15 protein-coding genes are annotated in these 18,616 nt (G+C 72.0%); 9 read left to right on the top strand and 6 right to left on the bottom strand.

The window, feature by feature from the left end; all coding sequences use genetic code 11:
* Positions 1–46 precede the first annotated feature (46 nt).
* From AB0J58_RS25325 to AB0J58_RS25315, 3 genes are all read right to left on the bottom strand, one after another.
* Positions 47–820 carry a FadR/GntR family transcriptional regulator gene (locus tag AB0J58_RS25325; RefSeq protein ID WP_364219608.1) on the bottom strand — a complete coding sequence of 258 codons (774 nt, stop codon included), beginning with the start codon at positions 818–820 and terminating at the stop codon, positions 47–49.
* A gap of 346 nt (positions 821–1,166) precedes the next feature.
* Positions 1,167–2,582: an MmgE/PrpD family protein gene (locus AB0J58_RS25320; RefSeq protein ID WP_364219605.1), complete on the bottom strand. Its 1,416-nt coding sequence runs from the start codon at positions 2,580–2,582 to the stop codon at positions 1,167–1,169.
* A complete protein-coding gene (locus AB0J58_RS25315; protein ID WP_364219602.1) occupies positions 2,579–3,403 on the bottom strand; it encodes a cyclase family protein in 825 nt (274 codons plus the stop codon). The genes AB0J58_RS25320 and AB0J58_RS25315 overlap by 4 nt, the downstream gene beginning before the upstream one ends.
* A 158-nt stretch (positions 3,404–3,561) precedes the next feature.
* On the opposite strand from AB0J58_RS25315, the gene AB0J58_RS25310 reads away from it, so the two are divergent.
* From AB0J58_RS25310 to AB0J58_RS25300, 3 genes are all read left to right on the top strand, one after another.
* Complete coding sequence (locus tag AB0J58_RS25310; protein WP_364219599.1) at positions 3,562–4,389, top strand: IclR family transcriptional regulator; 828 nt, start codon at positions 3,562–3,564, stop codon at positions 4,387–4,389.
* Between the two features lie 30 nt (positions 4,390–4,419).
* Complete coding sequence (locus AB0J58_RS25305) at positions 4,420–5,859, top strand: dihydroorotase family protein (protein ID WP_364219596.1); 1,440 nt, start codon at positions 4,420–4,422, stop codon at positions 5,857–5,859.
* Positions 5,860–5,970: 111 nt separating this feature from the next.
* The gene (locus AB0J58_RS25300; protein WP_364219650.1) at positions 5,971–6,990 is read left to right on the top strand and encodes a carbohydrate kinase; all 1,020 of its coding nucleotides are present in this window, start codon (positions 5,971–5,973) and stop codon (positions 6,988–6,990) included.
* 111 nt (positions 6,991–7,101) lie between these two features.
* On the opposite strand, the gene AB0J58_RS25295 is transcribed toward AB0J58_RS25300, so the two are convergent.
* Positions 7,102–7,422, bottom strand: a complete 321-nt coding sequence (locus AB0J58_RS25295; protein ID WP_343963622.1) for a plasmid stabilization protein — start codon at positions 7,420–7,422, stop codon at positions 7,102–7,104.
* A gap of 263 nt (positions 7,423–7,685) precedes the next feature.
* On the opposite strand from AB0J58_RS25295, the gene AB0J58_RS25290 reads away from it, so the two are divergent.
* The 3 genes from AB0J58_RS25290 (at position 7,686) to AB0J58_RS25280 (ending at position 11,820) form a co-directional block, all read left to right on the top strand.
* Positions 7,686–8,525, top strand: a complete 840-nt coding sequence (locus tag AB0J58_RS25290) for a PIG-L family deacetylase (protein WP_364219593.1) — start codon at positions 7,686–7,688, stop codon at positions 8,523–8,525.
* A 215-nt stretch (positions 8,526–8,740) separates the two neighbouring features.
* Complete coding sequence (locus AB0J58_RS25285) at positions 8,741–10,837, top strand: Gfo/Idh/MocA family oxidoreductase (protein ID WP_364219590.1); 2,097 nt, start codon at positions 8,741–8,743, stop codon at positions 10,835–10,837.
* A 38-nt stretch (positions 10,838–10,875) separates the two neighbouring features.
* Positions 10,876–11,820: a radical SAM protein gene (locus AB0J58_RS25280; RefSeq protein WP_364219587.1), complete on the top strand. Its 945-nt coding sequence runs from the start codon at positions 10,876–10,878 to the stop codon at positions 11,818–11,820.
* 3 nt (positions 11,821–11,823) lie between these two features.
* On the opposite strand, the gene AB0J58_RS25275 is transcribed toward AB0J58_RS25280, so the two are convergent.
* Positions 11,824–15,816, bottom strand: a complete 3,993-nt coding sequence (locus tag AB0J58_RS25275) for a trypsin-like peptidase domain-containing protein (protein ID WP_364219584.1) — start codon at positions 15,814–15,816, stop codon at positions 11,824–11,826.
* 15 nt (positions 15,817–15,831) lie between these two features.
* Positions 15,832–16,518 carry a hypothetical protein gene (locus AB0J58_RS25270; protein ID WP_364219581.1) on the bottom strand — a complete coding sequence of 229 codons (687 nt, stop codon included), beginning with the start codon at positions 16,516–16,518 and terminating at the stop codon, positions 15,832–15,834.
* A gap of 50 nt (positions 16,519–16,568) precedes the next feature.
* Between AB0J58_RS25270 and AB0J58_RS25265 the strand changes: the two genes are divergently transcribed.
* From AB0J58_RS25265 to AB0J58_RS25255, 3 genes are all read left to right on the top strand, one after another.
* A complete protein-coding gene (locus AB0J58_RS25265) occupies positions 16,569–17,306 on the top strand; it encodes a PIG-L family deacetylase (RefSeq protein WP_364219578.1) in 738 nt (245 codons plus the stop codon).
* Between the two features lie 75 nt (positions 17,307–17,381).
* The gene (locus AB0J58_RS25260; RefSeq protein ID WP_364219575.1) at positions 17,382–18,152 is read left to right on the top strand and encodes a hypothetical protein; all 771 of its coding nucleotides are present in this window, start codon (positions 17,382–17,384) and stop codon (positions 18,150–18,152) included.
* A gap of 28 nt (positions 18,153–18,180) precedes the next feature.
* Positions 18,181–18,609, top strand: a complete 429-nt coding sequence (locus AB0J58_RS25255; RefSeq protein ID WP_364219572.1) for a CU044_2847 family protein — start codon at positions 18,181–18,183, stop codon at positions 18,607–18,609.
* The last annotated feature ends 7 nt before the right edge of the window (positions 18,610–18,616 follow it).

Genomic DNA, 18,616 nt, shown 5'->3' with positions numbered 1-18,616 from the left:
TCTCGCGGGTCCTCGACGCCGTGGAGCCCGTCCCCGGGACCTTCGCTCAGTCGTGGTAGGCGTCACGGATTCTGCTCAGGTGGACCTGCATGGCCTCGCCGGCGCCCTCGGCGTCGCCGGCGTCGATGCGATCCACGATCGTTTCGTGCTCCCGGTCGACCTGCGCCCAGAACTCGCGCGGCACGTCCGGGCTGAGGAACCGTGACTGCAGGACCCGGAAGACCGGCTCGGTCATCACGGTCAGCAGGCCGTTGCCGGTCGCCTCGATGATGATCCCGTGGAAGTGCCGGTGCTCGTTGAACCTCACGCTCCGGCCGCGACTGTGCTTCTCGCGCTCCATGGCGGCCCGCAGCGCGTCGACATGTCGTGGCTCGCGGCGCCTCGCCGCGAGCCCGGCGGCGCGGACCTCCAGCATCTCGCGCGCCTCCAGGATGTCCGCCAGGGTCAGGGTGTCCGAGCCCGACATCAGGCCGATGCTGGTCTCGAGGTAGTCGCTGACCTGGTCCGGCTCGACATGGGCGATGAAGGTTCCGCCGGTGGTGCCTCGAACCGTCCTGACGAGCCCCTGCGAGGCGAGAACGCGCAGCGCCTCGCGGACGGTGCTCCGGCTCACCCCGAAGTTGCCGCCGAGATCGGCCTCGGGAGGCAGGCGATGTCCCGAGACGAGCGAGCCGTTGAGGATCAGCTCGCGCAGCTGGTCGGCGACCTGCTGGTACGCCGGGCGCAGCCGGCTGACCGGCAACGGGGGCGGTGCCGCCGGAGGAGCCGCGCGCGTGGCGTCGTTCTGTCCCGCCGTGGACGGCGTGCTGCCCTGCCCCATGGTTTCGCCTTCTCAACCGATCGTCTAGCGGTCCGTGCCGTCCTGCGGAGGGAGCCGTCGGCGAACGAGCCGGGACAGCAGGTCCTGCCCGTGATCACGCCTCTGGTCAGGAATACATCAGACATCGACTATACCTGGATCAGAGCCGATCGGAGCACGCGATCACGCATCTGGCCAGGGAGCATGGGCCGTCACCCGGGCCGCACTCCCGGAGAGATGTGGTTGCGGAGGGAATGATACTGCTTGTTCCTCAAACAGTCTGACCTTTGGTCGCGGTGCACCGGGGCCGGATGACACCACCTCGGCCGCCGCCTTCCGCGATCGGTGGCGGCTGAGGCGTCCACGCCTAGGCGTGCGTGATCAGCGCCGCGTCGAGCAGGCCCGCGACGCTGCGGCGCGTCGCGAGGCCGCGCACCTCTAGGGCCAGCGCCTCGGCCGCCTCGGCCGGCAGCACACGAGAGGCGTTGAGGGTGTACTTCGTCTGCAGCTCGTCCATCGTCAGCGGATGTTCGGGCCCGCCGCGTGAGGAGTGAACCCGGTGCTCCAGGCGGCGTCCATCCTTGGTGCGGACCCGCAACACGGCGGAGAAGGCCCGGGGGAACTCCTCGGTGCACTCCGCGTCGGCCACGACGCGCACCTTGGCGGCCAGTGACAGCCGCCGCTCGTCACGGAAGGCGGACTCGGCGAAGTCGTCGAGGTGCAGTCCGAGGCCGCCCCCTCCGATCAGGGCGCTGGCCACGGTGTACGGGCCGGAGAACTTGGCGTGGTACGGCGTCCGGGGCCGGACCTTCTCCTCGTGCGGCTCCCCGATCGTCCGCAGCGGGGCGGCCGCCACGCCGAGCTCGATCTCCGCCACGTCCTCGGGCCGCAGACCTCCGGCGCGCAGGGCGAGGGCGGCGTCGATACCCGGATGGGTGAAGTGGTTGGAGGGGTAGGGCTTGTACACCGTACGCAGCAGCTCCCAACGCTCGCCCAGCCCGTCGGTGATCGCGGCCTCGTCGTAGCGCCCATCGAGGAACGCCTGGAAGAAGCCGAAACGTCCCTCGAAGACGGTCGGCGGCCCGGTCACCCCCTCGGCGGCCATGGTGGCGGCGACCACGCCCGAGTGGGCGGCCCAGCCGCAGTGCACCCGTTTCACGGTGCCGCCGGTGCGGTTGGCCTCGATGACCCCCGCTCCCATACTGGCGGCGATTCCCATGGCATGGGCGATGCCGTCGGCGGAAAGGCCCATCAGCAGGGCCGCTCCTGCGGCGGCGCCGACGGTCCCGCAGATCGACGTGGCGTGCCAGCCCTTCTCGAAGAAGAGGGAGTTGCGCAACTCGGGGATGTAGGACGCCATGCCCAGCCGGTTGGTGATCTCGTCGCCGACCGCCACCGCCTGGCAGAGCTCGGTGCCCGAGGCCCCGACGGACTCCGCGACGGCCAGGGTCGCGGGCACGACGGAGGCGGACGGGTGGAGCACCGAGGGCAGGTGGGTGTCGTCGAAGTCGAGCGCGTGCGCGAGGGTGCCGTTGACCAGCGCCGCGGAGGGCGCGGGAAGCGACAGCCGGTGGCCGAGCACGGAGGACTCTCCGACACCGCCCCACCGGCTCGCCATCCGCAGGGTCGCCTCGTGCGGCTCGGCCGGATCGGTGAGCTCCTGGGCGGCGAGGCAGTTGCCGAAGGTGTCGAGCACCCGGCCGGTCACGTCCGCGACGACCGCGGGAGGCAGGCCCGTACGGCCGGCGGCGGCGAATTCGGCCAGAGCCGAGACGACGCTCATGCGGTGAGCACCGCGAGCGGCCGCACGGGCGCGCCGGTGGCGCCCACGATGGGGAGAGGATTGAGGACCAGCAGGAACTCGGGCGTCCCGAGGCCGAGCAGCTCGGTCAGGCGCATCGTCTCGACGATGTGCACGCCCGCCTCCACGAGCAGGATCCGGTGTACGGGGAGCGTGGAGTGTCCGCGGCCCGCCGCGATGTGCTCGAAGGCGATCGTCTCGCCCCCGGCCACCGCGACGCCCTGCTCGACCAGCCAGCGAGCCGCGTCCGGCCCCGGACCGGGCACACCGCCCTCCTCACCGGTGAAACGGGCCGGCCGGTCCCACTCGCGTGACCAGCCGGTGCCGATCAGCACGGCGTCACCGGCGCGCGGCCGCACGCCCGCCCTGTGCGCCGCGGCTTCGAGATCCTCCGGGGTCACCTCGTATCCGGGCGGCAGAACGTCGACCCCGTGCACGGCGGTCACGTCGAGCAGCACGCCACGCCCGACGTACGGGGTGAAGGTCTCGATGCCGAGCCGGGACAGGCCCTGGTGTGACTGGATGCCCGCCGCCTCGACCTCGCCGTGGACGTACCCGTCCTGCGAGACGTGTCCGAGGGCGTCGACATGGGTGCCCACGTGCCCGCCGGTGAGGATGACCTCGTTCGCGGCCGAGCCGCCGTCCTCGCGGACCATGTCGCCGTGCCGCCGCTCGATGACCATCCTGAAACGTGGGTGGTTCGGCGACTGGGGCATGCCCGTGCGCATCGGCTGAGCGAGATCGACGATCCTGGAGCCGTCGAGGTGCCGCCACAACGACATCACGCCACTTTCCTCCTCCACGAGATCGGCCTCCTCGAAGTGTGCTGCGTTTATGGCCCGTCCGAAGCGCATCCCCGGGGGCTTCACAATCTATTGAAACAGCGTTACCGTCTGCGGAACAAGTCTGGTGAAGATTTCGAGCTCCGAAGGGGGAGCGCCCCTTTTCCCTGGAGGAACACATGCCGAAGGAAGACCGGAGCCCCGTGGTCGCCGACCCGCCGGTCCAGGAGAGCGGCAGGCAGGCCGTCGCCGCGGTCGAGCGGGCCGCCGAGGTGCTGATGCTCTTCACCGAGACGTCGTCGATGACGCTCGGTGTCACCGAGATCGCCGAGGCGCTCGGCATGTCGAAGGCCGCGGTGCACCGGATCCTGGCCTCGTTCCGGGTTCGCGGTCTCATCGAACTGGACGGGACGACCCGGCGCTACTCCCTCGGAGTCGGTGCCATGCGGCTGGGCCTCGCCTACCTGGACCGCCTCGACGTCAGGCGCATCGCCGCGCCCGAGCTGGTGGCGCTGTCCCGGCGGACCGACGAGACGGCGACGCTGTCGACCCGTGCGGGGTGGACGCGGATCTACGTGGACCAGGTCACCCCGCCCCGCGAGGTCATCATGAGCGTCACCCTCGGCGCGCCGTATCCGCTGCACGTGGGCGGCTCGTCCAAGGCGTTCCTCGCCTTCCTGGCGGAGGAGGAGATCGAGAGCTACCTGTCGAGCGGGCCGCTGGAGTCGCCGGCCGGCGGGACGGTGCCCGACGTCGCGAAACTGCGCAAGGAACTCGCGGCCATCCGCGAGTGCGGCTGGTCCCGGTCGTTCGCCGAGCGGATGTCGGGCGCGGCGTCGGTCGCCGCGCCCGTTCTCGACCACCGGGGGCGGCCGGCGGCCGTCGTCAGCGTCTGCGGGCCGCTGGAGCGGTTCCGCACCGAGGTCGACACGTGCGTCGAGGCGCTTCTGGAATCCACCGCACGACTGTCCGCCCAGATGGGGTGGACCACACCGGAAAGGGGGTGACGGCCGCCCCACAGGCCGGCCGTCGCGCGTATGTCCCGATATGACCTGTTGATCAAGGGGGGCACCGTCGTCCTTCCCTACCACGGAGAGATCCGCGCCGATCTGGCGGTCTCCGAGGGGAAGGTAGCGGCCATCGCCCACGACATCGCCGCCGCGGAGGCCGGCGAGGTGGTCGACGCCCGGGGGAAGGTGGTCCTTCCCGGGGCCGTGGACGCCCACTTCCACCTTGGCATCTACCGCGACCTGGCCACCGACGCCTTCGAGGAGACCCGATCGTCTCTCGTCGGCGGCGCCACGACCGTGCTGTCGTACTTCCGTACCGGTTCCCACTACCTGGACCGCACGGGCTCCTACGAGGAGATCTTCCCGGAGGTCCTCGCGGCGGTCTCCGGGCGGTCCTGGACCGACTACGGCTTCCACCTCGCGCCGATGACCGTGGACCAGATCGCCGAGATTCCCTACCTGGTGGCGGAGCACGGCGTCACGTCGTTCAAGTACTACATGTTCTACAAGGGCTTCGACCTGGCCGCGAACAGCCGGGACGCCCGCGCCTTCACCATGGGGGACGAGTACGACCTCGGTCATCTCTACCTCATTCTGGAGCAGGTGGCCCGGGTCCAGGACGCGCATCCCGGCCTGCGGCTGTCGCTGTCGCTGCACTGCGAGCAGTCCGAGCTGATGAGGGTGTTCATCGACCGGGTCCGCTCGCAGGGCGACCCGCAGACGCTCCGCGCCTATCACGAGGGACGTCCGCCGCTGACCGAGCGGGTCGCCATCGGCGAGGCGACCACGCTGGCGAACCACACCGGCAGCAGCGTCAACCTGCTGCACCTGTCCAGCAGGGAGGCGATCGAGGCCGTCGTGCTCGCTCGCGAGGTGAACGGCGCGGCCGACATACGGGCCGAGACCACGCTGCACCACCTCTGCCTCGACCACGACAGCCTCGACGCGGTGGGCGGCCTCGGTGGGAAGGTCAACCCCCCGATTCGCACCAGGGCCGACGGCGAGGCACTGTGGCAGCGCGCCGCCGACGGCACGATCGACTGGGTGGCCTCCGACCATGCCTGCTGCATGGAGGCGGAGAAGGGCGAGCGGCTCTGGCCGGCGCGCCCGGGATTCGGCGGAACCGCTCTGCTCTATCCGGTCCTGTTCTCCGAAGGGCATCTCAAGCGCGGGCTCTCCCTCGCCCGTATCGCCGAGCTGGCCTCGGCCAACCCCGCCAAGGCCTACAACCTGTGGGGCCGCAAGGGCAGCCTCGCCGTCGGCTTCGACGCCGATCTGACCGTCGTCGACCCCGAACTGGCGCAGACGGTGACCCCCGAGCTGTGCCTGTCGGGCCAGGACCACTCCCCGTTCGAGGGAGTCGGCCTGACCGGCTGGCCGGTCACCACGGTCGTCGGAGGTCAGGTGCGCTTCCGTGACGGTGCGGTCGTGGGCGAGCCCAGCGGGCGATACATGCGCCGCGCGTGACCGGGCCCGCCGGTGAGTGGGTTCGATCGAGGTCGGCGCACGAGGACCGGTCATCCGGCACCACCGGATGCACGGCGCGGTTCCCGATGAGAAGATCCATCGGTGGGTGACATGTTCGAGGACTCCTGTGGCCCCTCCCGCGGGGACGGGCCGGCAATGATCACCGTCATCGGCGAGTCGGTCGTCGACATGGTCGCGGAGGGCGGCGGCCGGGCCTACACCGGGCATCCGGGCGGCAGCCCGCTCAACGTCGCGGTCGGCCTGGCCCGCCTGGGCGATCCCGCCGCGTTCGTCGCCCGTCTCTCCACCGGGGTGCTTGGCCGGACGCTGCGCGCGCACGCCGCGGCGAACGGGGTGGACCTGCGCTGGGCGGTCCCGGCGAGCGAGCCGGCCACCCTCGCCATCGTCTCCGTCGACGAGGCGGGCCAGGCCGCCTACGACTTCTACGTCGAGGGCACCGCCGACTGGCAGTGGGGGGACGGCGAGCCGCACCTGCCGGCGGAGAGCCGGGTGGTCCACACCGGGTCCGTGGCCGCCTGGCGGCCGCCAGGCGGTGACCGGATCGCCGGCGCCGTCGCGCGGGCGAGGGCCGAAGGCCAGGTACTGATCAGCTACGACCCGAACATCCGGCCCGCCCTGCTCGACGACCCGGCGTCCGCGCGCCCGCTCATCGAGCGGTACGTGACCCTCGCCCACGTGGTCAAGGTGAGCGAGGAGGACCTGAGCTGGCTCTACCCGAACCGGCCGGCCGGCGAGGTGGCCCGGGAATGGCTGGGGTCGGGCCCCGACCTGGTGGTGGTCACCTACGGAGGCGAGGGCTGCCTGGGGCTGACCCGAGGCGGCCACGCGCTCCGGAGGCCGGCGATCCCGGCCCAGGTGGTGGACACCGTCGGTGCCGGAGACGCCTTCACCGCCGGCCTGCTCGACGGGCTGCTGCGAGGCGGCCGCGCCACCCCGGCCCTGATCGGCGGGTTGTCCGAGGCGGAACTGACCGGCATCCTCGACCAGGCGGCCTGGGTGGCGGGCCTCACCTGCCAACGGGCGGGAGCCGACCCGCCCACTCGTGCCGAACTACAAGCCGCCCAGGAGCCGGGCCACTCGGTACCGCCGGGACAGCGGCACCGGAGGTAGGTGACGCGGGCGGTAGGGCCGATCAGTGGCCGGAGACGGACCCGGCCGGACGCGACCCCGCCGCCTCCGGTCGCCATGAGGCTCCGAGTGCGGGGCGCGCCCGCCGGATCCTCAGCGGAGGGCCTTCTCCAACTGCGCCTTGCTCATGGTCGAGCGGCCCTTGATGTTGCGGCGCTTGGCCTCCGCGTAGAGCTGCTCCTTGGTGCGGCCACCGGCTCCGGAGTGCGAGCGCAGCCCGCCGCGCCGGGACGAGGAGATGTCCTGGGTCGAGGTGCGGCTCGCGGTGCGGGACTCCCCGGCGCGGGCACGTTCCTTGTTGACGGTACGGGCCGCGATCTCCTCGGCCCGGCTCTCCTTCTCCCCGCGCCGTCGCGCGCTCTCCTTGATGTGCCTGTACTGCCGCTCGCGCTTGGAATTGGAACCACGCGGCATGGCGATCACCTCTTCGCATCGTTCACTTCTGCCTTACCACTCCGCTACCCGCGCCGTCACGCCTGACACCGGTACCACCGCCGTCCCGGACCGACTCTTGACGATGCCCATGCCGGGACCATCCCCGCGCACGTGTGGACGGTCCCGCGGAGAGCGACGCGGTGTCTCCGGCCCGCGGCGGGACGACCGCCGGTTGGGAGTGTCGGCGGGGCGTCGTAGGGTGAGGCGGTTCGCTGGGTTTTCCTACGGAGGGAGCGGTGTCGGTGAGTGACGGGCTGACGTTGATGGCGGTTCATGCTCATCCCGATGACGAGGTGATCGGGACCGGCGGGATCCTGGCCAGATACGCGGACGAGGGCATCCGCACCGTCCTGGTCACCTGTACGAACGGCGAGCAGGGTGACGCGCCCGGCGGGGCGAAGCCGGGGGAGCCCGGTCACGACGAGGCGGCGGTGAGCGCGCTGCGGCTGGAGGAGCTCCGCGCCTCGGCGGCCCACCTTGGTATCTCCCACCTGGAGTTGCTCGGCTACCGGGACTCGGGCATGGTCGGCTGGGCCGGAAACGAGGCCGAGGACGCCTTCGCCAACGTGCCGTTCGAGCAGGCCGTGGGCCGGCTGGTCGCGCTGATGGAGCGCTACCGCCCGCAGGTCGTCGTCACCTACGACGAGAACGGCGGCTACGGCCACCCCGACCACATCCAGGCACACCGGATCGCGGTCGCCGCGACCGAGGCCAGCGGGATTCCCGGCAAGCTCTACTACACGGCGGTGCCCCGCGAGCGGATCGCCGAGATGTTCGCCTATCTCCGCTCGACCGGCGCCGCCTCCGAGGACCTGGAACTCCCCGAGGACTTCGGCGTCCCCGAGGAGCAGATCACCGCCGTAATCGACGTGGCCGACCAGGTGGAGCGCAAACGCAAGGCGCTGGAGGCGCACGCGAGCCAGGGCGAGAACATCTTCCTGCTGCGGATGCCCGCCGAGGCCCAGCACCGGGCGTTCGCGCAGGAGTCCTTCATCCGCCACCTCAACCGGGTCCCGGCCGCCGCCGATCGCGAGGACGACCTCTTCGACGGTCTCCGCCAGGGGACTTCCGGCCGGTCATGAGCGGGGTGACCCGGTCCGGCCCGCGGACCGGGTCACAGTGATCTGCGGGATCCCCGGGCGAGGTGGTGTGCCTCTTCCTCCAGCCGGATGGCGGGATGTTCGCCGGGCCGCCCGGCCCGGGGGCGCGTCTTGACGGCGGGATCGATATGGGAGTCGATGGTGGTGACGCGGGCGGATCGCGCCGTGGAGCCCAGCGAAACCCAGCGGAGGCAGGCGTGTCGGGTGTTCCGGAGTTTCCCGCTCCGCTCGTGGCTCGGGCGGTTCGCTGGCCGAGGCCGGGAGTGGCGACGGTCGACGACGGCGTCGTCGTGGCCGAGCCCGGGGCCGGGGAGGTCCTCGTCGAGGTGGCCGTCAGCGTGATGAGCCCGGGGACCGAGCGTGCCCGTTTTCTCGGGTTGCCGAACGCGCTCGTCTCCTTCCCGCACGACCCGGGGTATCTGGCGGCGGGATCGGTCCGCAGGCCCGCACCGGGTTTCCCCGCCGGAACCGCGGTCGCGCTCCGGGGGGTCGCGCATCGGAGCCTGGCGGTGGTGCCGGTCTCCGCGGTGCACACGGTGCCCCGGGGAGTGGCTCTGCAGGACGCGGCCCTCTGGCAGTTCGCCCTGACGGCCATGCACGGCCTGGCCATGGGCGGGTACGAGCCGGGTGAACCGGTGGCGGTCGTCGGGGCGGGACTGCTCGGCATCATGGCGCGCAGGATCGCGGCCGCCAGGGGGACCACCGACTGCCTGGCCGTCGGCGAGTCGGCGGCCAGGTCCTGGGCGGCGCGAGCCGAGGAGCACACCCGCTTCACGACCGGGACCTCGGTACCGGCCATGGCCTACCCGCTGGTTCTCGACGTGACCGGTACGCCGGAGGGGCTCGCCGTCGCGGTCGCCGCCACGGCGGAGGGCGGGCGCGTGGTGGTGCTCGGATCGCCGCGGGCGGTGCGAGCGCCGATGCCCGTCGGGGCGATCTACGACCGTGGGCTGTCCGTCGTCGGGGCGCATGTCGCCACCCTCGCCGACGGCGCCGCGGAGGAGTTCACCCGGGAGTTCTTCCACCACCTGCGGGAGGAGCGGCTCTCCTGCACGGATGTGCTCTCACCGTACGCGGCCGGGGACGCGCCGCTGGCGTACCGGCGGCTCGCGTCCGACCGGTCCTTCGTGGCGGCGGCCCTCACCTGGCGGCCGGAGGACCGGCCGGACCTCCGGCCGGTCCCGCCTGCGGGCCGCCGCGCCCCGGCCGGGCCCGTCAGACCGGTGCGGTTCGGGCTGGTCGGATGCGGTGACATCGGAATGGTCAACGGGACGGCGGTGGCGGCCGCCGAGCACGCGGAACTCGCGGCCTGCTTCGATCCCGTCCCGCGTCTCGCCGAGGAGGTCGCCCGCCGATGCGGCGGGCATGCCGTCACCTCCCTGGCGGAGCTCCTCGACCGGGACGACATCGAGGCGGTGATCGTCGCGACCCCGCACGACACGCACGAGACGCTCACCGTCGCCGCGCTGGATGCGGGCAGGCACGTTCTTCTGGAGAAGCCACTCGCCGCCGACCTGCCGTCGGCGCTGCGCATCGCCGCCGCCGCGAAGTCCGCGTCGAGCAGGGTGGGGCTGCTCTTCCCGCTGCGCCTCGACGACAGGGTCCTGCGTGCGGGGGCCGCGATCCGGGCGGGGTTGCTGGGGGCGCCGGTGGGAGCGGTGTCGACGTACCTCATCGACAAGCCGCCGTCCTACTACTTCGGGGGGTTCAGCCACCGGGCCACGTCGACCTGGCGGCTCTCGAAGAGCCGGTCGGGCGGGGGGTTCATGATGATGAACCTGATCCACCACCTCGATGTGATCCGCGCGCTGCTCGGCCACGAGGCCGACCAGGTGTACGCGCAGACGCTGCCGTCGGAGGTGGCGCCCGACATCGAGGACCTGGTGAGCGTGGTCGTCCGGTTCGGCGAGACGGTCGCGACCTTCATCGGGGCCGCGAGCGTCACGGGCGGACCGGGGGCGGCGATCCGGCTCTGGGGGAGGGCGGGGCAGGTGCAGATCCTGCCGGAGTCGTCGATCTCGTCGCTGCTCGCCGTACCCGAGGGCCTGCGTGCCGGAACGCGGGTGCCGAGGCTGGCTTCGGCGACCGACCTCAAGGCGCTGGCGGTCTCCCGGTTCGTGGCGGCGCTGAGGCGCGGGGAGGCGCCGGACGTCGGGGTCGAGGACGGGGTGGCGGTCCAGGCGATGATCGCGGCGGCGTACGCGTCGGCGGCGTCGAACCGGCCGGTGTCCCCGTCGTCGTTCTTCGAGGTGCCCGAGGGGGCTCAGGATCCGGCCGCCAGGGAAGCGATTTGAGCCTTGCGGTGTCGGCGGATTGCGCATTCCATCGATTCATGGCGCAGACTCCCGCCGAGCGGGTCACGTTCGTCCCCTGGTCACAGGTCACATTCCGGCGTCCCTACGACATCGAGGCCGACTGGGTGCTGATGAGCACCTGCAACTACCGGTGCGCCTACTGCTTCTGGGACGCGGGCGCGCTGGGGGCGAAGATCTCGACTCCGGCGGGGACGGATCGGCTGGCGTCGTTCTTCGACCGGACGGGGCTCACCTGGCTGCTCCACCTGACCGGTGGCGAGCCCTTCATGTATCCGGGATTCCTGTCGTTGTGCGCGTCGCTGACCCGGCGACACCACATAAGCATAAACACCAACGCCGATTCGGTACGGATACGGTCGTTCGCCGAGACGATCGACGCAAAACATGTGGATTTCATTCATTGTGGGGTTCATGAGCAACAGCGTCAGTTGAAATCGGGAAAAGAGCGATTCATCGGAAATGTCACCCTGTTGCGGGAGGCCGGATTCCAGGTTCTCGCGTCCTGTGTCATGGACCCCCTGCTGTTCCCGGAATTCGACGAGATGTGGCACGAATACGCCGACCGAGGCGTGGTTCTGATCCCGAAGGCGCTACGCGGCCCCTATGCGGGCCGCGACTATCCCCGCGACTACTCCGACGAGGAACGCGAGCTGTTTCTCACCTACTCCCGGCGCGCCGCGGAATTTTACGCGGGGTGGTTCTCCCGAAGGGGTGAGCCACCGTCGATCAACCCGTTCATGGACGGCCCGCTCTTCCTGCGCGACCGCCCCGACTACCGGGGCGACCTGTGCGAGGCGGGTAACCGTTTCGTCCGGATCATGCCCGACGGTGCGATCTACCGTTGCGGCCCCGCAGACCTCATCGGCAACGTCGCGGAAGGCTGGTTCGAGCGCCGGCAGGGCCCCTCCCGCTGCGCGGAGAAGGAGTGCCCGTACTTCTGCGAGAAATACCGCGTGCCATGAGGTTCAGCCGGGTTCGTCGAGGATCCGCCGCGCCTCACCGGCCACGAGTTCGCCCAGCTCGGGGTGTTCCACCAGGCGAGCGTGCGCGACGCGTAGCCAGTCGCGCCAGGTACCCAGATCCCACAGGCGAAGCGTGGAGTCCATTCCCGCGCTGATCGCGTACCGGCCGTCGGGCGTGACGGCCACGGAGTTCACCCATCCGCTGTGCCCGCGCAGGGGCAGGCCGAGTGGTGTGCCGTCCAGCGCCCACACGCGCACGGTGCCGTCCTGCGCGGCGCTCACCACCATCGTTCCGTCGGGGCTGAACACCACGTCGCGGACCTCGCCGTCATGGCCGATGAACGGGGCGCCGACCGGCCGGCCGTCGATGTCCCACAACCGGACCGTGCGGTCACCGGCACAGCTCACCACCAGCGACCCGTCGGGGGAGACCGAGACCGACTCGACCTCGCCCTCATGACCGGAGCAGGTGATGACCGGATTCCGGCTGTCCGGAGCCCAGATCCTGACGGTCCCGTCTCTGCCGCCGCTGACCACCCGCCTGCCGTCGGGGTGGAAGGCGACCCCGGTCACCGGCCCGTCGTGGGCGCTGAAGGGGGCGCCGACCGCGCGACCGTCCAGGTCGGAGAACCTGACCGTGCCGTCATCGGACGCGCTGGCCACCAGCGACCCGTCGGGGTGGAAGGCGACCGCGTTCACCGGAGCGTCGTGCCCGTCGAAGGCGAGGCCGTCGAGCCGGCCCGCGCGGTTCCACCGCCGCACCGTCCTGTCGCTGCTGGCGCTCGCGGCGAGCCGCCCGTCGGGGCTGACGGCCACGCCGCGGACGCTCCCACCGTGGCCGCCGATGGGGTCGGCCGCCAGGACGCCGTTCAGATCGGAAAGGCGCAGGGTCCTGTCGTCGCTGCCGGTCGCGATCAGGCGGCCGTCGGGGCTGACGGCCAGGTCGTGGATGAACTCGCGGTGCACCCGCCAGGCCGGCCGCGCCTGGAAGCCCCCCGCGTCCCAGCGGCGGGCCGCCTCCACCTCACCCGCCTCCGCGGCGGCCAGGGCGGTGGACGGCCCGTGCGCGGACGGCTGCTCGTGCCAGTCCCAGGTCCGCAGGGTCCGGTCCAGGCCGCCGCTGACGATCAGCGTGCCGTCCGGAGCGGCCGCGACGGCGGTCACGGCGCCGGTGTGGCCGACCCACGGATCGCCGACCTGCCTCCTGGCGTGGCTGTCCCAGATCCGGACCGTGGTGTCCTGGCCGCCGCTGATCAGGAAGTCGCCGTCCAGGCCGAAGGCCAGGGAGGTGACGAACCCCTCGTGCCCGGCCAGCGGCGCGCCGCGAGCGAGCAGCGCGCCTCCCCTGACCGTCCACAGCCGGATCACCCCGTCGCCTCCGGCGCTGGCCAGCAGGCCGCCGTCGGGGCTGAAGGCGAGCGCGCTCACGAAGTCGTCGTGCGCCCGCACGTCATCCCGCAGGTCCCGGCCGGAGGGGACGAGGTCCGGGCGGTTCCAGCGCTGGAGGCGGCCGTCGTGGGTCCCGGTGACCAGCAGCCTTCCGTCCGGGCTGACGGCGAGCGCGGACGAGGCGTCGCCGAGACGGAGGGGGACGCCCCCGGCGAGCTGGAACAGGGTCATGCCGTCGTCGCCGGCGGCGGCCAGCAGCCGGCCGTCGGGGGTGAAGCACAGGGCGTTGACGCTGTCCTGGTGGCCGGTCAGTGGTTCTCCGTGCGGCCGGCCGTCCCGGTCCCACAGGCGTACCGTGCGGTCGTCTCCCGCGCCGGCCAGCAGCCGGCCGTCCGGGGCGAAAGCCACGGCGCGGATCGCCCCCGGCGTGTCACGGACCCGGCGCTCGCGCGAACGGAGCGTCGCGGACCGTAGCGCGGCGACGACGACGCCGAGCGGCGGCTCACCGGGCAGGTCCCTGAGATTGGCCGAGAGCGTCTGGACCGCGAGGGCCAGGGCTCTGGCGGGCTCCAGGGGGATGAGCCCGGCGACCCGCGTGGCGCGCTCCCGCAGCGCGCGTTCCAGCTGCGAGCGTTCGTGCCGGACCGCCGTCTCCCTGAGCAGGCGCCGCTCACGTTCCTCGGCCTCCCACGCCGCGCGGCTGGACTCGACGAACTCCCGCTCGCCGACGCTCAGCTCGTCCCGGCTGCGCTCAAGATGGCCGACCGCCGTGCTGAGGACCGTGCCGCGCAGCAACCGCTCACCGGCACCGGGGTCGGCCCGCCACGCCCGCTCCTGGCGGGCGAGTTCCTGCCGCCACGACAGGAACTCGCGGCCGCTCTTGAGCCAGCCCTGGAGCTCCGCCCACTCGCGCAGCAGCACGTCGTGGATGAGTTCGGCGGTCTCCTCGTGGCCGGGCCCGTCCGCGGCGGTGACCAGCAGCCTCCGGTCGGCGAAGGCCGCGATCACGGCCTGCACGGCGGTCGCTCTCTCAGGGCTGCGGATCAGCTCGGAGACGCGCCGCTTCCACCGGCTGTCGGGGATGCCCCGCAGCTCGTCGCCCAGATGGACGAGATCTGTGAAGACCTGGCGGGTGGTCTCCCGCAGCGCGGCGGGCAGTGCGCGGTACGCCTCGTCCGCCCAGTTCGTCAGCCCCCCGGTGACCCCTCCGATATCGCGGTACACCTCCCACAGCAGGACGCCGTCCCGGCGCAGCTTCCACAGGTCGCCGAGGGCGAACTCAAGGAGGGGCAGCACGGTGCCGCCGGCCCTGGGTTCCGCGGGGTCGTCGGGGTCGTCCTCGCGCGGGCGGCCCGCCACGGCCGCCCGGATGGCGTCGTCCACGATGGCCTCGGCGAGGCCCGGCTCGAAGCTGAGCCGCACCGCCTCGGCCGGCTGCTCGACGATGGCGATCAACTCGTCCCTGCCGAGGAACGAGGGCACGTTGACCAGTCCGTGTTCGACCCATTCCATGAGATCGGGGGCCTCGCTCGCCAGGCGGCTGTAGAAGTCGTCGCGCATCACCACGATGAGCGCGCAATCACCGTCGTGGTCGAGCAGCCGGTCGAGTTGCCCGATGAACCTGCCCCTGGCGGTCTCGGCGAGGGTGACGAACAGCTCCTCGAACTGATCGAGCACGAGCACCGTGCCCCGCGGTCTCGCCTCCACCGCGCCGACCAGGTCGGTGGTGAACCCGGGCAGCTCGCTCTCCAGTGCGCCGAGATCGGCCGGGCGGCCGAGGACGCAGTCGTACCCGGCGAGCCTGGGCACCCGGCCGGCCCGGATCTCCGGGATGAGACCGGCTCTGACCGCGGAGGACTTCCCGCTGCCGGAAGGGCCGATGACCGCGAGGAAGCGCGGCTGCCTGCGCAGCCGGCCGACCATCTTGCGGACGAAGGCCTCCCTGCCGAAGAAGAACCGCGCGTCGGCCTCCTCGAAGGGCGCCAGCGGCCGGTATGGGCAGACGTCGGAGAGCAGCAGTGCGGGCCACGCCTCCCGCAACTCCTCGGCGGGGGTGGCGAGCGCGACACCGGTCTGCCTGCCGTACCGGTCCTCGCTGAGGATCTCGCGGATCATGCCGATGACGTGGCCGGTGGAGAGGTCGACCACGGGGCCCCCGCTGAAGCCGGTGGTGACGTCGTTGCTCCTGCCGAGCTGGATCACCGGCGAGCCGCCGAGAGGCTCGGGTACCGGGCCGAGCACCATGCCCGTGGCGCGCAGTCCGTGCGTCGGCGAGGCGTCGGGATAGCCGAACGTCGCGAAGTCGGCCCCGGTGGTCCCGGCCGACGACGACAGCATGAGCGGCGGCACGTCGAGCGCCTCCCCGAGCAGGATCACCGCGGTGTCCGCCTCGCCGGGAGCGCGCCAGTGCTCGGCCAGCACGAGCCCGCGGACGACCTCGCCGCCGACCCCGAGGTCGACCTCCTGGCCGGGCCCCGATCTCGCGCCGACGACGACATGCGCGCAGGTGAGGACGAGTTCACCGGCGGAGATGACGAAACCCGCGCCCGCCGTGCGTCCGTGGGGGTCAAGGATCCGGATGACGGATTTGGTGAAATCCACCCTCATGACGTGGCCACCGGTTCAGGCGTAGCGGACAAGGAGGCACCCGATCCGGGCGCGTGGTGTGTCGATCCAGCCCGCGAGCGCGTTCTTCGGGCGGGAGAAGATCGAGCCGGTGAACCTCGCGGGGCCTTTCGGCACGTCGATGTCAAGCCTGACCAGGAGCGGATCGTCGGCGTCGATCTCTCCGGAGACGCCGTACGGCCCCGTGCCCGCCTGCAGCCAGGCGCCGCCGAGCCGGCGCTCCCGCACCTGGTCGAGGACGAGCGTCGCGGGGCCGCCGTCGCAGCGCACCGAGAACGTGCCCGCGAAGTCGGTGGGGACGGGCTCCCCGCGCCGGAAGGCCGGCAGCAGCAGGGGCGCCGACTTCTTGGCGAAGAACGCGTACCGTTCCTGCCGCCAGTAGGTGACCCCGGCGATGGTGTTTCTCCGGGCGGCGGAAAGGTAGCCGGTGAACTCCTGGGCGCTGAGCCCGTTGAAATCGTGAATGCTCAGCCGGATCTCATGTGGCCGTTCACCGCCAAAAACAGCGGTTACTTCGTGTTCAGATTGAAAACGGTAACTGAAGTATGAACCGCGCAGTGGGAATTCCCCGCCGGCCGCGGTGAGTTCGAGCCGGCCGAGCCAGCCGTCGTCGTGCCACATGTATTGACCCGCGAAGTCGTCTACCTGAAGGATGGGTGGCGGGTCCGCATCGAAGACACTCATTGATTTGAAGATAGGGCTATCGGCAGGACGGCACAACGGGCGGGAGCGCGGTGAGCGGAAACGACCGGGACAGGGATCGCACCGTGGTCGTCTCACCCCATCCCGACGACGCGGTACTGTCCGCCTGGCACGTTCTCACCCGCCAGGACGTACGCGACGTGGTCACCGTCTTCGCCGGGATTCCCCCGGCGGGGGCGCGTCCCTCCCCCTGGGATCGGCTGACGGGCTGCGCCGAGCCGGCGGTCCGGGCCGCCGAACGCAGGAGCGAGGACGAGGCCGCACTGGGGCTGGCCGGATGCGCACCCGTCCATCTCGACTTCGTCGGCGCGTCACACCGCGGCGGCCGGCAGCTGGACGAGGCCGCCCTGCGAGAGGAACTGGCGGCGGCACTCGGCGCGGCGGCGGTCGTCTGGATCCCCGCGGGGATCGGTGGCCACCCCGACCACCTCGCCGCACGCGATGCCGCGCTGGCGGCGACACCGGGCGCGCTGCGCCTGCTCTACGCCGACCTGCCGTACGCCGCGCGCTTCGGCTGGCCCGGCTGGGTCGACGCGACCACCCCCTCGGAGGCAGGCGGCCTGGACGTCGACGGCTGGCTCCGGGCCCAGCTCGACGGCCTCGGCCTGGGGCGGGCGCGGGTGCATCGGCTCACCGAGGAGTCCCTGGCGGGGAAACGGGCGGCGATCGGCTGCTACCGCAGCCAGGTCGCCGCACTGGCCGCCGACGCGGCCGACGACTTTCCCAACGGCCGGACCTGGGCATTCGAGGTGACGTGGGAAATCCGCTGATCTTCCCCCCGGGACCGGAGCCCGGGGGCCGCACGCTCCGGGAGATGTGATGAACACGACACGGGAGGCCGCGTGATGAGCCGGATCGACCTGCGCGTGGACGCCGAGCACGGCGCCAGATGGACCTCGCTGCGCGGCCCCGACGGCAAGGAGTGGCTGTGGCGCAGGGACGCCCCCGAGCGCGACCTGGTACGGCCGGGTGACGCGTTCGTGGACGCGGGCGGCCTGGAGGAGTGCTTCCCGACCGTCTCGGGAGAACCCGACCACGGCGACGTGTGGTCCCGGCGCTGGGAACCCGACGGCGACGGGCTCACGGTCCGGGGCGAGGACTACCGGCTGCACCGCTCGATCCTCCTCGACGACGGGGTCACCGCCTCCTACCTGCTGCGGGGCGAGCCGGGCCGCCGGTTCATCTGGGCCGCCCACGCCCTGCTCGACCTGTCGGACGCGGCCCGGCTCCTGCTGCCCGAGGGGCATCCGATGGACGTCAGCACCGACGACGCGGACTTCACGGCCCGATGGCCGGACGCGGGCGGGGTCGACATGAGCGAGTTCGGGCCCTCCGACGGGACCGTGACGTTCCTCATGCTGGCCGGGCTCGACTCGGCGACCGTGCGCGACGGGGCGAGCACGCTCACCATGAGGCTGACCGCCGAGGGGCAGCCGACCGCCATCGCGGTCTGGCGCAACCTCGGCGGCTGGCCGGAGGCCGGCCCCTACCGGTCGATCGGGGTCGAGCCCATGATCGGTGCCAGGGCCGGGCTGATCAGGGCCGAGCCGGGCCGGGCGGGCGTCATTCCCCCGGACGGGGAGGTCAGATGGACCCTGCGCGTCACCGCGTCGTGACGAGCCGCGGAACAGAGGGAGGTTCCTGGTGCGAGACTTCGTCGAGGTACCACTGCCCGACGGGACCACGCTCATCGTGGAGGCCGCGACCGAGCCGCGCGGCGGCGGCGTCGTGGCCGCCGGACGCCTGCACGACGTGGCCACGGCCGCGACGGAGAGTTTCGAGACGGCGATCGCCCGGCTGCAGTCGGCGGCGGGCGCGGTCACCGGCCGGATGCGGGACATGGCCCAGCCGCCGAGCGAGGTCACCGTCGAGTTCGCGGTGAAGCTCGCCACCCAGGCGGGCGTCGTCATCGCGAACACGAGCGCCGAGGCCAACCTCAAGGTGACCCTCCGGTGGACCGCGGACACGCTGACGCTCCCGGCGGTGGCTGACACCGGCGAGGACGACGGCGAGGACGACGGCGAGGACGACGGCGAGGACGACGGCGAGGACGACGGCGAGGACGCGGTCTGAGCGGCCG

Origin of the sequence: Streptosporangium sp. NPDC049644, assembly GCF_040675205.1 — a bacterium.
GTDB classification, from domain to species: Bacteria; Actinomycetota; Actinomycetes; order Streptosporangiales; family Streptosporangiaceae; genus Streptosporangium; species Streptosporangium fukuiense.
This window is presented reverse-complemented; position numbering and strand designations above follow the sequence as displayed.

Excerpts from the sequence above, each read along its gene's own strand:
- AB0J58_RS25300 (WP_364219650.1), top strand. The coding sequence starts at position 5,971 with ATGTTCGAGGACTCCTGTGGCCCCTCCCGCGGGGACGGGCCGGCAATG.
- AB0J58_RS25260 (WP_364219575.1), top strand. The coding sequence starts at position 17,382 with ATGAGCCGGATCGACCTGCGCGTGGACGCCGAGCACGGCGCCAGATGG.
- AB0J58_RS25310 (WP_364219599.1), top strand. The coding sequence starts at position 3,562 with ATGCCGAAGGAAGACCGGAGCCCCGTGGTCGCCGACCCGCCGGTCCAG.
- AB0J58_RS25295 (WP_343963622.1), bottom strand. The coding sequence starts at position 7,422 with ATGCCGCGTGGTTCCAATTCCAAGCGCGAGCGGCAGTACAGGCACATC.
- AB0J58_RS25305 (WP_364219596.1), top strand. The coding sequence starts at position 4,420 with ATGTCCCGATATGACCTGTTGATCAAGGGGGGCACCGTCGTCCTTCCC.
- AB0J58_RS25275 (WP_364219584.1), bottom strand. The coding sequence starts at position 15,816 with ATGAGGGTGGATTTCACCAAATCCGTCATCCGGATCCTTGACCCCCAC.
- AB0J58_RS25325 (WP_364219608.1), bottom strand. The coding sequence starts at position 820 with ATGGGGCAGGGCAGCACGCCGTCCACGGCGGGACAGAACGACGCCACG.
- AB0J58_RS25280 (WP_364219587.1), top strand. The coding sequence starts at position 10,876 with ATGGCGCAGACTCCCGCCGAGCGGGTCACGTTCGTCCCCTGGTCACAG.
- AB0J58_RS25270 (WP_364219581.1), bottom strand. The coding sequence starts at position 16,518 with ATGAGTGTCTTCGATGCGGACCCGCCACCCATCCTTCAGGTAGACGAC.
- AB0J58_RS25320 (WP_364219605.1), bottom strand. The coding sequence starts at position 2,582 with ATGAGCGTCGTCTCGGCTCTGGCCGAATTCGCCGCCGCCGGCCGTACG.